Origin of the sequence: Klebsiella sp. 10, from assembly GCF_018223925.1 — a bacterium.
In the GTDB taxonomy this organism is placed as follows: Bacteria; Pseudomonadota; Gammaproteobacteria; order Enterobacterales; family Enterobacteriaceae; genus Klebsiella; species Klebsiella pneumoniae.
On sequence record NZ_JAGRRB010000009.1, the window covers coordinates 109,810 to 122,590 of the forward strand.

12 protein-coding genes are annotated in these 12,781 nt (G+C 57.2%); 10 read left to right on the forward strand and 2 right to left on the reverse strand.

From position 1 onward, the window contains the following. Nucleotides 1-23 precede the first annotated feature (23 nt). From poxB to KHQ26_RS10985, 4 genes are all read left to right on the forward strand, one after another. Nucleotides 24-1,742: a ubiquinone-dependent pyruvate dehydrogenase gene (poxB, locus tag KHQ26_RS10970; protein WP_004176700.1), complete on the forward strand. Its 1,719-nt coding sequence runs from the start codon at nt 24-26 to the stop codon at nt 1,740-1,742. A 38-nt stretch (nt 1,743-1,780) separates the two neighbouring features. Beyond that, nucleotides 1,781-2,782 carry a low-specificity L-threonine aldolase gene (ltaE, locus tag KHQ26_RS10975; RefSeq protein WP_004176702.1) on the forward strand — a complete coding sequence of 334 codons (1,002 nt, stop codon included), beginning with the start codon at nt 1,781-1,783 and terminating at the stop codon, nt 2,780-2,782. Nucleotides 2,783-2,792: 10 nt separating this feature from the next. After that, on the forward strand, nt 2,793-4,235 hold the full coding sequence (locus KHQ26_RS10980) for an SDR family oxidoreductase (RefSeq protein ID WP_032410196.1): 1,443 nt from the start codon (nt 2,793-2,795) through the stop codon (nt 4,233-4,235). Nucleotides 4,236-4,322: 87 nt separating this feature from the next. Next, nucleotides 4,323-5,336: an NAD-dependent epimerase/dehydratase family protein gene (locus tag KHQ26_RS10985; RefSeq protein WP_002896399.1), complete on the forward strand. Its 1,014-nt coding sequence runs from the start codon at nt 4,323-4,325 to the stop codon at nt 5,334-5,336. On the opposite strand, the gene KHQ26_RS10990 is transcribed toward KHQ26_RS10985, so the two are convergent. Next, a complete protein-coding gene (locus KHQ26_RS10990; RefSeq protein ID WP_004176706.1) occupies nt 5,333-6,163 on the reverse strand; it encodes an N-acetylmuramoyl-L-alanine amidase in 831 nt (276 codons plus the stop codon). The genes KHQ26_RS10985 and KHQ26_RS10990 overlap by 4 nt on opposite strands. Before the next feature lie 31 nt (nt 6,164-6,194). Continuing rightward, nucleotides 6,195-7,334: a GGDEF domain-containing protein gene (locus KHQ26_RS10995; protein ID WP_004176708.1), complete on the reverse strand. Its 1,140-nt coding sequence runs from the start codon at nt 7,332-7,334 to the stop codon at nt 6,195-6,197. 878 nt (nt 7,335-8,212) lie between these two features. Here KHQ26_RS10995 and KHQ26_RS11000 point away from each other — a divergent pair. The 6 genes from KHQ26_RS11000 (at nt 8,213) to artJ (ending at nt 12,741) form a co-directional block, all read left to right on the forward strand. Beyond that, nucleotides 8,213-8,728, forward strand: coding sequence for a lipoprotein (locus KHQ26_RS11000; protein ID WP_002896394.1), 516 nt, complete (start codon nt 8,213-8,215; stop codon nt 8,726-8,728). Between the two features lie 226 nt (nt 8,729-8,954). Next, nucleotides 8,955-9,683 carry an arginine ABC transporter ATP-binding protein ArtP gene (artP, locus tag KHQ26_RS11005; RefSeq protein ID WP_002896392.1) on the forward strand — a complete coding sequence of 243 codons (729 nt, stop codon included), beginning with the start codon at nt 8,955-8,957 and terminating at the stop codon, nt 9,681-9,683. A 20-nt stretch (nt 9,684-9,703) separates the two neighbouring features. Continuing rightward, the gene (gene artI, locus KHQ26_RS11010) at nt 9,704-10,435 is read left to right on the forward strand and encodes an arginine ABC transporter substrate-binding protein ArtI (protein ID WP_002896390.1); all 732 of its coding nucleotides are present in this window, start codon (nt 9,704-9,706) and stop codon (nt 10,433-10,435) included. Between the two features lie 6 nt (nt 10,436-10,441). Continuing rightward, nucleotides 10,442-11,158 (forward strand): arginine ABC transporter permease ArtQ, encoded by a 717-nt coding sequence (gene artQ, locus KHQ26_RS11015; RefSeq protein ID WP_002896386.1) that lies wholly within the window; start codon nt 10,442-10,444, stop codon nt 11,156-11,158. Next, nucleotides 11,158-11,826 carry an arginine ABC transporter permease ArtM gene (artM, locus tag KHQ26_RS11020; RefSeq protein WP_004176714.1) on the forward strand — a complete coding sequence of 223 codons (669 nt, stop codon included), beginning with the start codon at nt 11,158-11,160 and terminating at the stop codon, nt 11,824-11,826. The genes artQ and artM overlap by 1 nt, the downstream gene beginning before the upstream one ends. Nucleotides 11,827-12,009: 183 nt before the next feature. Next, nucleotides 12,010-12,741: an arginine ABC transporter substrate-binding protein ArtJ gene (gene artJ / locus KHQ26_RS11025; RefSeq protein ID WP_002896384.1), complete on the forward strand. Its 732-nt coding sequence runs from the start codon at nt 12,010-12,012 to the stop codon at nt 12,739-12,741. Nucleotides 12,742-12,781 lie beyond the last annotated feature (40 nt).

Sequence of the window (12,781 nt, forward strand, 5' to 3'; positions counted from 1 at the left end):
ATCAAAAAAAGGAGATGGAGATCATGAAACAGACCGTGGCGGCATACATTGCCAAAACGCTGGAACAGGCCGGCGTGAAACGTATCTGGGGCGTCACCGGAGATTCCCTCAATGGATTGAGCGATAGCCTTAACCGCATGGGCACCATCGACTGGATGCCCACCCGGCACGAAGAGGTCGCCGCTTTCGCCGCTGGCGCGGAAGCGCAGCTGACCGGCGAGCTGGCGGTCTGCGCCGGCTCCTGCGGACCGGGCAACCTGCATCTGATTAACGGTTTGTTTGACTGTCATCGCAACCATGTCCCGGTGCTGGCCATCGCCGCCCACATCCCATCCAGCGAAATCGGCAGCGGCTATTTTCAGGAAACCCATCCTCAGGAGCTGTTCCGCGAGTGCAGCCATTACTGCGAACTGGTCTCCACGCCGGAGCAGATCCCGCAGGTGCTGGCAGTGGCGATGCGTAAGGCAGTGATTAACCGCGGCGTCTCGGTGGTGGTGCTACCCGGCGATGTGGCGCTGAAGGCCGCCCCGGAAAGCGCCAGCAGCCACTGGTATCATGCGCCGCTGCCGACGGTCACCCCGGCGGAAGAAGAGCTGCGCAAGCTGGCGCAGCTTATTCGCTACTCCAGCAATATCGCGCTCATGTGCGGCAGCGGTTGCGCCGGCGCCCACCAGGAACTGGTGGAGTTCGCAGCCAAAATTAAAGCCCCCATCGTCCACGCCCTGCGCGGCAAAGAGCACGTGGAGTACGACAACCCGTACGATGTGGGCATGACCGGGCTGATTGGCTTCTCTTCTGGCTTCCACACCATGATGAACGCCGATACCCTGATCCTGCTGGGCACCCAGTTCCCCTATCGCGCCTTCTACCCAACCGACGCGAAAATTATCCAGATCGACATCAACCCCGGCAGCATCGGCGCACACAGTAAGGTCGACATGGCGCTGGTGGGCGATATTAAATCGACGCTGAAGGCGCTGCTGCCGCTGCTGGAAGAGAAAACCGATCGCCACTTCCTCGATAAGGCGCTGGAGCACTATCGCGACGCGCGAAAAGGGCTCGACGATCTGGCTAAACCCAGCGATAAAGCCATTCACCCGCAATATCTGGCGCAGCAGATCAGTCATTTTGCCGATGAAGATGCCATTTTCACCTGTGATGTCGGCACCCCGACCGTCTGGGCGGCACGCTATCTCAAAATGAATGGTAAACGCCGCCTGCTGGGCTCGTTCAACCACGGCTCAATGGCTAACGCCATGCCGCAGGCTATCGGCGCCAAGGCCACTGCGCCGGAGCGGCAGGTAGTGGCCATGTGCGGCGACGGCGGGTTCAGCATGCTGATGGGCGATTTTCTGTCGCTGGCGCAGATGAAGCTGCCGGTGAAGATTGTCATCTTTAACAACAGCGTGCTGGGCTTCGTGGCGATGGAAATGAAGGCCGGGGGCTATCTCACCGACGGTACGGAGCTCCACGATACCAACTTCGCCCGCATCGCCGAGGCCTGCGGTATCAAAGGTATACGCGTTGAAAAAGCCTCCGAGGTGGATGAAGCGCTGCAGACCGCCTTCCGCACCGACGGTCCGGTGCTGGTCGACGTCGTCGTCGCCAAAGAGGAACTGGCGATCCCGCCGCAGATCAAGCTGGAGCAGGCCAAAGGCTTTAGCCTGTATATGCTGCGGGCGATCATCAGCGGGCGCGGCGATGAGGTCATCGAACTGGCGAAAACCAACTGGCTCAGGTAAAACAGAAGCAATACGTTGAACCAGACCAAGGAAAAGCCGTGATCGATTTACGCAGTGATACCGTTACCCGTCCCGGGCGCGCCATGCTGGAGGCCATGATGGCCGCCCCGGTCGGGGACGATGTGTATGGCGACGACCCTACCGTCAATGAACTGCAGCGCTATGCCGCCGACCTGGCCGGCAAAGAAGCGGCGCTATTTCTACCCACCGGCACCCAGGCCAACCTCGTTGGCCTGCTCAGCCATTGCCAGCGCGGCGAAGAGTATATCGTCGGCCAGGGGGCGCATAACTATCTGTACGAAGCCGGCGGCGCGGCGGTCCTCGGCAGTATTCAGCCGCAGCCGATCGACGCCGCGGCGGATGGTTCGCTGCCTCTGGATAAAGTGGCAGCGAAAATCAAACCCGACGATATCCATTTTGCCCCCACCCGCCTGCTGAGCCTGGAAAACACCCATAACGGTAAGGTGCTGCCGCGCGACTATCTGCAGGAAGCCTGGGCGTTTACCCGCCAGCGCAATCTGGCGCTGCACGTCGACGGCGCACGCATCTTTAACGCCGTGGTGGCCTACGGCTGCGAGTTACGCGATATCGCCCAATACTGCGACTCCTTCACCATCTGCCTGTCAAAGGGGCTTGGCGCTCCGGTAGGCTCGCTGCTGCTCGGCAGCGAGGCGTACATTCGCCGCGCCGTCCGCTGGCGGAAAATGGTCGGCGGCGGGATGCGCCAGGCGGGCATCCTGGCCGCCGCCGGGCTGTACGCGCTGAAAAATAACGTGCAGCGCCTGCAGGAGGATCATGACAACGCCGCGTGGATGGCGGAGCAGCTGCGCGCTATCGGCGCCGACGTCACCCGTCACGATACCAACATGCTGTTCGTTCGCGTCGGCGAAGAGCAGGCCCCGGCGCTCGGCAAGTTTATGCAGGCGCAGGGGGTATTGATTAACGCCTCGCCTGTTGTCCGTCTGGTCACTCACCTGGATGTCAACCGTCAGCAGCTGAGCGAGGTGGTCGCCCACTGGCAGGCTTTTTTACAACGCTAAGGAGTCAGGCGTGTCGCAATCAGTTCTGGTGCTCGGCGCCAGCGGCTATATTGGCCAGCATTTGGTGCGCACATTAAGCGCGCGGGGCTATCCGGTGCTGGCGGCGGCACGCCATATCGACCGATTGCAAAAACTCGCTTTGCCCGGCGTTACCTGCCGGTCAGTCGATCTCAATCAGCCGCAGGACCTGCCTGCGCTACTCACCGGTATCGATACCCTTTATTATCTGGTCCACGGCATGGGCGAAGGCGGTGATTTTATCGCCCATGAGCGGCGGGTGGCGACGTATGTGCGCGATGCCCTGCGTCAGTCATCAGTGCGCCAGGTGATATTTCTCAGTTCGCTGCAGGCCCCGGCGCAGGAGCAGTCCGACCATCTGCGCGCTCGTCAGATTACCGGCGATCTCCTGCGTGAGTCGGGCGTGCCGGTGACCGAGCTGCGGGCCGGGATTATCGTCGGCGCCGGCTCCGCCGCCTTCGAGGTGATGCGCGACATGGTTTATAACCTGCCGGTGCTAACCCCTCCGCGCTGGGTACGTTCGCGTACTACCCCTGTCGCGCTGGAAAACCTGCTCGTTGACCTGGTTGAGCTGCTGAATCATCCCTCCGATGCGCACCGCGTCTTCGAAGCCGCCGGTCCGGAGGTGTTAAGCTATCAGCAGCAGTTCATTCGCTTTATGGCCGTCAGCGGTAAACATCGCCCGCTCATTCCCATTCCCCTGCCGACGCGCTGGATCTCGGTGTGGTTCCTCAATGTCATCACCTCGGTGCCGCCGACCATCGCCAAGGCGCTGATTCAGGGGCTGAAGCACGATCTAATCGCTGACGATCGGGCGCTGCGGGCGCTGATCCCGCAAACGCTGATCCCCTTCGATCAGGCGGTTCGCCGCACGCTGAAAGAAGAAGAGCAGTTAGTAAACTCCAGCGACTGGGGCTACGACGCTCAGGCTTTCGCCCGCTGGCGACCAGAGTACGGCTACTATCCGAAGCAGGCAGGTTGCACCGTCGCCACTCAGGCAAGCCGCCAGGCCCTGTGGCAGGTCGTTAACCAAATCGGCGGTGAAGAGGGGTATTTTTTCGGCAATCTGCTGTGGAAAACCCGCGGCACGATGGATCTGCTGGTCGGCCACCGGCTGGCCAAAGGGCGGCCGCAGCGCACTTATCTGCAAACCGGCGATACGGTCGACAGCTGGAAGGTAATTATCGTGGAGGAAGAAAAACAGCTCACCCTGCTATTCGGTATGAAAGCGCCCGGGCTGGGCCGATTAAGCTTTACCATTAACGATAAAGGCGATCGTCGTGAACTGGACGTGCGCGCCTGGTGGCACCCGCACGGTATGCCAGGCCTGATCTACTGGCTGCTGATGATCCCGGCGCACCTGTTTATTTTCCGTGGTATGGCGCAACGCATCGCCCGGCTGGCCGAACAAATCTCAGGCAGAGTCGAAGGATAAGCGTTATTCTTTCATGATTCTCATTGCATAGTCGGGAGAATCACGGAAAAATGCGCACGAAATTCTTTTCTGGGACAGTAGAGTGATATGAAGGTACTGGTTACCGGTGCGACCAGCGGATTAGGCCGCAACGCAGTGGAATATCTGCGCAACAAGGGCATCAGCGTGCGAGCGACCGGGCGCAACGAAGCGATGGGCAAGCTTCTGAGCAAAATGGGGGCGGAATTCATCCCGGCAGATTTAACCGAGCTGGTCTCTTCGCAGGCTAAAGTGATGCTCGCCGGTATCGATACCCTATGGCACTGCTCCAGCTTTACCTCGCCATGGGGCACTCAGCAGGCTTTCGATCTCGCTAACGTCCGCGCCACCCGTCGTCTGGGCGAATGGTCAGTGGCATGGGGAGTGCGCAATTTCGTCCATATCTCTTCGCCATCGCTCTATTTTGATTATCACCATCATCGTGATATCCAGGAAGATTTCCGTCCACACCGCTTCGCCAACGAGTTTGCCCGCAGCAAGGCGGCCAGCGAGGAGGTGATCAACCTGCTGGCGCAGGCCAACCCGCATACCCGTTTTACCATTCTGCGGCCGCAGAGCCTGTTTGGGCCGCACGACAAAGTCTTTATCCCCCGGCTGGCGCAAATGATGCAGCATTATGGCAGCGTCCTGCTCCCGCGCGGCGGCAGCGCGCTGGTCGACATGACCTATTATGAAAACGCCGTACATGCGATGTGGCTGGCGAGCCAGCCGGCCTGCGATCATCTTCCCTCCGCCCGCGCGTGGAATATCAGCAACGGCGAACCGCGCACCTTGCGGAGCATCGTGCAGAAATTGATCGACGAGCTCGGTATCAAATGCCGGATCCGCTCAGTTCCCTATCCGATGCTGGATATTATCGCCCGCAGCATGGAGCGCTTTGGCGATAAAACCGCCAAAGAACCCGCGTTTACCCACTACGGCGTCTCCAAGCTTAACTTTGATTTTACGCTCGATATCACCCGCGCGCAGGACGAGCTGGGCTATCAGCCGGTGGTGACGCTTGACGACGGCATCGTGCGCACCGCCGCCTGGCTTCGCGACCACGGTAAACTACACCGCTAACCCTGGCCATATTTTTCTAACAGCGCCTCGGCTATCGCTTCGGTTTGCGCATCCGCTACCCCATCCCAGCGCTGCGGACGGAAGTGCATCTGGAAGGCGATAATCACCCGCTTCTTCTGCGCGGGGGTCATCTCCGGCGTCACCTGATAGCCATAGCGCGAGAGCAAATCCAGTACGATTTCGGGGTCCACTGGCTCGCTGGCCGGCCGCCTGTTGAGATAAAAGGCCACCCGCTGCTCGTCAGGCCAGGCGCCGATCCCCTGCTGCGCCAGCTGTTGCCAGGGGAATAATGGCCCCGGATCGTCTTTGCGCTGCGGGGCGATATCCGCATGGGCGACCACATTCTGCGGCGCGATGTGGTAGCGGGCGATGATATCGCGCGCCAGCGGGATCAGAGCCGCAATCTGTTCCGGATGAAAGGGGGTAAAACTTTTGACGCCCGCCGTCTTCTGCCAGCCGCGGTTCTCCAACTCAATGCCAATGGAGGTATCGTTAATGCGCGTACTGCCGCGCCAGTAGCTTACCCCGGCGTGCCAGGCTAAATCCTCTTCCGGCACCAGCTGCCAGATCCGCGGTTTATGCTGATAACGCGGGGGCTGTTCAGGAATTAAATAGTGGGAGCTGACCTCTTTATCGGTCAACGTGGCCAGCGAGACATCAAAATTGTCAGCCGTATAGTGGATCACTAACACCTTTATTCGCGGATAGGCAGCCTGCGCCGGATGACGGGTGTCCAGCTGGTATCCGTCGCGATCGATAATGCCCTTTTCCCCAGCGCAGCCGGTTAGCAGCAGCGCCAGCAGCACGATCCGCATCATCCGTTTCATCCCTTCTCCCTTGCCCGGCAGCGTCTCCGGGTTAATAAGACCATTGATTACGTCCTTTATTTTTCGCCTGATACAGCGCACTGTCCGCCCGGGCGATCAGCGTCTCTATCGGGACCGTGCCATCGGAGGCGACGATCCCGATACTCACGGTGACCTCCGACGCCACCGCCGAAGCGGCGTGCGGTAGGCCTGCCTCGCGGATCTTCTGCTGAATACGCTCGGCAATAGCGGTGGCATGCGCTAAGGACACCCCGGGCAACACGACGACAAACTCTTCGCCGCCGTAGCGAGCCACCAGATCGCCCTCCGCCCGGACCGCCATTTTAAGCACCTGCGCGACAGAAGATAAGCACTCATCACCAGCCTGATGGCCATAGCGATCGTTATAGCGCTTAAAATAATCGACATCGATCATCATCAGCGCCAACGGCGTTTTTTGCTGCCAGATCGCCGCCAGGTAAGCATTGAGCGCCCGACGGTTAGCGGTTCCGGTTAAGGCATCCTGGTTGGCGATACTTTCCAGCCGCTGAATAAGCTGCATATTCTCCTGGTGGGTATCCCAGGCTTCGTCATACCAGCGCTGCAAAATACGTCGGCCATACAGCAAAATCGCGGTAAAAATGGCCCAGAGGATCAAAAAGCGGATCTCGGTGTGATAGTGGAGCTGTATTCCCGCCAGCAAGGCGGTCACCCATAGCGGCAGCATAAAAGCGGTAATGCCGGGCCAATGGTGATACAGCGCGGTGAGGCCGGTAGTCATTAATATCACCAGCAGCGGCCAGGCAAAGGGCAAGGTCCAGAAAAAAATAAAACAATAATTACTCAGGGACCAGCACAGACTGAGCGCCAGCAGCAGCCCGGTGATGATATTCAACGTATATCGTCCCTGCGCCAGTCGCGGCGTGAGGGCAATAATCACTAAAATGGCCGAAATGATAATAACCGCAATCAACGCCGCTTCGATATAAGGAATAACCGCCCGGTGCGTCAGTAGCCTCTTATCAAAATAGGTAAAGATAAAATTGCGGAAGAAAATCATTAACGCAAAAGCGATATTGACAAAGGCCAGCCAGGGCATACTCATGGACAGCGCATGGCGCTGGACATTATCTCTGGTGGCCCACAACGCGGCTCGCTGCTGCCGGGCGCGCTCTCGCTTATTTGTTAACATCTTATCTCCCTGGTGACCTGCATGACCATGGGCGCAGCCCCTGCTTTTCTATATGATAAACCATGTTACCGGGAATGTCTGTCAGCGCCCTATCCCCTCAGCTCCGGCCTCTCAGGGTGATTTTCAGCTAACGACTGAAGAAATTAGCCTGGTCCGCTCCCGATGGGTAACCGGCTCAAAAAACAAGCATCAGCACTGCGAAATACGTCATCTTTTCGCTAAAAAGCGTTAACTAACCGTCATTAAATTGCAGCATTTTGCTTACAAAAAGCAGTGTGAGTTCAATCTGAAATCATTCATTGGTGAATGCAAACAAGAGCATGATGATAGCGAGATAAACAATAGGGGCTAAGAATATTAAATATGCAGCTTTAGTGGCAGGTACAGCATTGTTTTAAGCGGCCAATGCCGTCTCCGCAGAAATTTTAACAAAACAGCTTTTGATAAAGTCCATACGCAATATACCAAAATCGGCGCCATTTCCTCTACTGGTCAAACCGCATCCAACGATGCCCGTGAAGAGCTGATTAAAAAAACAAATGAACAAGGGGGGCGTCATTGTTCCCTCCTCCGGTAATACGGATAAAAAAATGCACGTCGCCACTCGCATCTATAAGAAGAAATAATTACCCTTATCTTTCAAGAGCCATTTCCCTATTTTACGGGGTAATATTTCTTGTACACGGGAAAATTAAGTTTATTTTTATACTGCCCTGCCTTTTAGCGCCTGACGGAATTCTGTCATCCCCGTGCCGATTTCCCGCCCTAAGGCTGTAGCCACATCAAGGTCTTAGCTCTTTGCGTCAAGTACAATCCGCACGCTATACGCTATGCTTTAACGGAAACTGAAAACGTAGTTCGCTTATAAGGAAATCATCATGCGCTACAAACTTTTTGCTGTACTTCTCCCTTGCGCGCTGGCGCTCAGCGCCTGTACGACCGTCACCCCGGCCTATAAAGATAATGGCACCCGCAGCGGCCCCTGCGTCGAAGGCGGCCCTGACGACGTAGCGCAAAAATTCTACGACACCCAGATCCAGAATCGTACTCAGGATCCGGCGGCGCTGCGCCCCTATCTGAGCGACGGCCTGGCGCAGTTACTCAATGACGCCCGCCAGGATCCCGCCAACAGCAAATTACTGCAGGCTAATCCGTTCTCCAGCAGCAGCACCCCGGCAGACAGCGCCGTGGTCGCCAGCGCCTCCACCATCCCGAACCGCGATGCGCGCAATATTCCGCTGCGCGTCGATCTGAAACAGGGCACCCAGAGCTGGAAAGATGAAGTGCTGATGATCCAGGAAGGCCAGTGTTGGGCCGTCGATGACGTTCGCTATCTCGGCAACAACAGCCATGCGCCAGCCGGGACGCTGCGACAGAGTCTGGAGAAACGCTGATTCCGGAGTTGAAGCGACGCCGCTGAAACGATAACCCCGGTAAAATGTCGGTATTCGCCCCAGGAATGCCGACATTTGCGCCCCCCTCACCCACCAGGCCATATTTTGTGCTAACTTTAAAGCTAAACGTGGTTTAGATTTAACTTTTAACGCATAAATATTGCATAACTATTCTGCCAAAGGTAGTATTTGCGGCCTCAATAGCTATTCGTATCAGACTGCCCAGATGAGTATTAAACTAAACGGCATTAATTGCTTCTACGGCGCACACCAGGCGCTGTTCGACATCACGCTGGATTGCCCGCAGGGGGAAACGCTGGTGCTGCTCGGCCCCAGCGGTGCCGGGAAGAGCTCGCTGCTGCGCGTACTCAACCTGCTGGAGATGCCGCGGTCCGGTTCGTTATCCATCGCCGGCAACCAATTCGACTTCACCAGAGCGCCGTCCGATAAAGCGATTCGCGAGCTGCGTCAGAACGTCGGCATGGTCTTTCAGCAATACAACCTGTGGCCGCACCTGACGGTACAGCAGAACCTGATCGAGGCCCCCTGTCGCGTACTGGGGTTAAGCAAGGATCAGGCGCTGGCTCGCGCAGAGAAGCTGCTGGAGCGCCTGCGTCTGAAGCCGTACAGCGATCGTTACCCGCTGCATTTATCCGGCGGCCAACAACAGCGGGTGGCTATCGCCCGCGCGCTGATGATGGAGCCGCAGGTTCTGCTGTTCGATGAGCCTACCGCGGCGCTCGACCCGGAAATCACTGCCCAGATCGTCAGCATCATCCGCGAGCTGGCTGAAACCGGCATTACCCAGGTTATCGTCACCCACGAAGTTGAAGTGGCGCGCAAGACGGCCAGCCGGGTGGTGTATATGGAAAATGGCCATATCGTCGAGCAAGGGGATGCCTCCTGCTTCACGCATCCGCAAACTGACGCGTTTAAAAACTATCTTTCACATTGATGTTTTTCGGGGAAATGATGATGAAAAAAGTACTGATTGCCGCCCTGCTCGCAGGCATGAGCCTCTCCGCTTCCGCCGCGCAGACCATTCGTTTCGCCACCGAGGCCTCTTACCCTCCGTTTGAGCTGGTGGACGCCAACAACCAGATCGTCGGTTTCGATGTCGATCTGGCGAACGCGTTGTGTAAAGAGATCGACGCCACCTGTACCTTCACCAACCAGGCCTTTGACAGCCTGATCCCGGGACTGAAATTCCGCCGTTTCGACGCGGTCATGGCCGGGATGGACATCACGCCGGAGCGTGAAAAGCAGGTGCTGTTCTCTACCCCGTATTATGACAACTCGGCGCTGTTCGTCGGCCAGCAGGGTAAGTTCACCAGCATTGACCAGCTGAAGGGCAAAAAAGTGGGCGTGCAGAACGGCACCACCCACCAGAAATTCATCACCGATAAACATCCGGAAATCACTACCGTGCCTTACGACAGCTACCAGAATGCGAAGCTGGACCTGCAGAACGGTCGTATCGACGCGGTCTTTGGCGACACCGCCGTGGTGACCGAATGGCTGAAGAGCAATCCGAAGCTGGCGGCCGTGGGCGATAAAGTGACCGACAAAGCCTATTTCGGCACCGGGCTGGGCATTGCCGTACGTCAGGGCAACACCGACCTGCAGCAGAAATTTAACGCTGCGCTGGAAAAAGTGAAGAAAGACGGCACTTACCAGACCATCTATAACAAATGGTTCCAGAAGTAAGACTGAATGAACGAAATTTTTCCATTAGCAAGCGCCGCCGGGATGACCGTCGGCCTTGCCGTTTGCGCGCTCGTCATCGGCCTGGTCCTGGCGATGCTCTTTGCGGTACTGGAGTCAGTGAAATGGCGCCCGGTAGCCTGGCTTGCAACCGGCATAGTGACCATCCTGCGCGGGCTACCGGAAATTCTGGTGGTGCTGTTTATCTATTTCGGCTCTTCCCAGCTGCTGCTGACGCTCTCTGACGGTTTCACCATCCCGCTCGGATTCACGCAGATCCCGGTGCAGATGCAAATTGAGAACTTTGACGTCAGCCCATTCCTCTGCGGGGCGATCGCCCTGTCGCTGCTGTATGCCGCTTACGCCTCGCAAACGCTGCGCGGCGCGCTGAAAGCGGTTCCGCAGGGCCAGTGGGAGTCCGGCCAGGCGCTGGGGCTGTCGAAAGCGGCCATATTCTTCCGTCTGGTGATGCCGCAGATGTGGCGCCATGCCCTGCCCGGCCTCGGTAACCAGTGGCTGGTGCTGCTGAAGGACACCGCGCTGGTGAGCCTGATCAGCGTCAACGATCTGATGCTGCAGACCAAAAGCATCGCCACCCGCACTCAGGAACCCTTTAACTGGTATATCATTGCGGCGGCAATCTATCTCGTCATCACCCTGTTGAGTCAATACATCCTTAAGCGGATTGACCAGCGTGCGACGCGCTTCGAACGGAGACCAGGCTGATGCTCGACTATTTACCCGAACTGCTGAAAGGACTGCATACCAGCCTGACGCTGACCGTGGCGTCGATTATCGTGGCGCTGATCCTGTCGCTGATCTTCACCATTATCCTGACCCTGAAGACGCCGGGGCTGGTATGGATAGTGCGCGGCTATATCACCTTGTTTACCGGTACGCCGCTGCTGGTGCAGATCTTCCTGATCTACTACGGCCCGGGACAGTTCCCTTCGCTGCAGGAGTATCCGTGGCTGTGGCATCTTATCTCCGAGCCGTGGCTGTGCGCCCTGATCGCTCTGTCGCTCAACAGCGCCGCCTACACCACTCAGCTGTTTTATGGCGCCATCCGGGCGATCCCCGACGGGCAATGGCAGTCCTGCAGCGCGCTGGGGATGAATAAAAAGGATACACTGGCGATCCTGCTGCCGTACGCCTTTAAGCGTGCGCTATCGTCCTATTCCAACGAAGTGGTGCTGGTTTTCAAGAGTACCTCTCTGGCCTACACCATCACGCTGATGGAAGTGATGGGCCACGGCCAGCTGCTGTATGGACGCACCTACGACGTGATGGTGTTCGGCGCCGCCGGGATTATCTATCTCATCGTTAATGGACTGCTGACGCTGCTGATGCGCCTGGTGGAACGCAAAGCGCTGGCCTTCGAGCGACGTAGCTAGCACCTGAGCATATTGCATAAAAAGCAAACAGCAAGGCGGACAAGTCAAACACCTGTCCGTCTTTTTTTATGACAATAGAAATACTTAATCATTTTTATTGCATATAAATTCATTTAATGGCATTGTCACTCTATGCCGCAGACACGGTGAATAATCATAAGATAGACAGACGGGAGTTCCACGATGAAAAAGTTAGTTCTGGCTGCACTGCTCACCTCTTTCGCGTTCGGCGCCGCTGCCGCGGAAAAAATCAGCTTTGGCGTCTCCGCAACCTATCCGCCGTTTGAATCGATGGACGCAAATAACCAGATTGTCGGCTTTGATATCGATCTGGCCCACGCGCTGTGCAAACAAATGCAGGCAGAATGTACCTTTACCAACCACGCGTTTGACAGCCTGATCCCGGCGCTGAAGTTCAAGAAATATGATGCGGTGATTTCCGGAATGGATATTACGCCGGAGCGGAGCAAGCAGGTGGCCTTCACCGACCCGTACTACGCCAACTCGGCGCTGGTGATCGCCAAAAAAGATGCGTTCCATTCTTTCGATGACCTGAAAGGCAAACGGATCGGCATGGAAAACGGCACCACCCACCAGAAATATCTGCAGGATAAGCATCCTGAGGTGAAGACCGTCGCCTATGACAGCTACCAGAATGCGATTATCGATTTGAAAAATGGCCGTATCGACGGCGTGTTCGGCGACACCGCGGTGGTCAACGAATGGCTGAAAACTAACCCGCAGCTGGGGGCAGCCACGCCGAAAGTGACCGACCCGCAATACTTCGGCACCGGACTCGGCATTGCCGTGCGCCCGGATAACAAGGCGCTGCTGGAGAAACTGAACGCCGCGCTGAAAGCGATTAAGGCCGACGGTACCTACCAGAAAATTAGCAACCAGTGGTTCCCGGAGTAACTTTTTTCGCCGGGTGGCGCTGCGCTTACCCGGCCACCGC

What these genes read in the sequence shown, in the direction of transcription:
- KHQ26_RS11000 (WP_002896394.1), top strand. Translation starts at nt 8,213, where the DNA reads ATGCGCTACAAACTTTTTGCTGTACTTCTCCCTTGCGCGCTGGCGCTC.
- KHQ26_RS10995 (WP_004176708.1), bottom strand. Translation starts at nt 7,334, where the DNA reads ATGTTAACAAATAAGCGAGAGCGCGCCCGGCAGCAGCGAGCCGCGTTG.
- KHQ26_RS10985 (WP_002896399.1), top strand. Translation starts at nt 4,323, where the DNA reads ATGAAGGTACTGGTTACCGGTGCGACCAGCGGATTAGGCCGCAACGCA.
- poxB (WP_004176700.1), top strand. Translation starts at nt 24, where the DNA reads ATGAAACAGACCGTGGCGGCATACATTGCCAAAACGCTGGAACAGGCC.
- artP (WP_002896392.1), top strand. Translation starts at nt 8,955, where the DNA reads ATGAGTATTAAACTAAACGGCATTAATTGCTTCTACGGCGCACACCAG.
- artI (WP_002896390.1), top strand. Translation starts at nt 9,704, where the DNA reads ATGAAAAAAGTACTGATTGCCGCCCTGCTCGCAGGCATGAGCCTCTCC.
- artM (WP_004176714.1), top strand. Translation starts at nt 11,158, where the DNA reads ATGCTCGACTATTTACCCGAACTGCTGAAAGGACTGCATACCAGCCTG.
- artQ (WP_002896386.1), top strand. Translation starts at nt 10,442, where the DNA reads ATGAACGAAATTTTTCCATTAGCAAGCGCCGCCGGGATGACCGTCGGC.
- KHQ26_RS10990 (WP_004176706.1), bottom strand. Translation starts at nt 6,163, where the DNA reads ATGAAACGGATGATGCGGATCGTGCTGCTGGCGCTGCTGCTAACCGGC.
- artJ (WP_002896384.1), top strand. Translation starts at nt 12,010, where the DNA reads ATGAAAAAGTTAGTTCTGGCTGCACTGCTCACCTCTTTCGCGTTCGGC.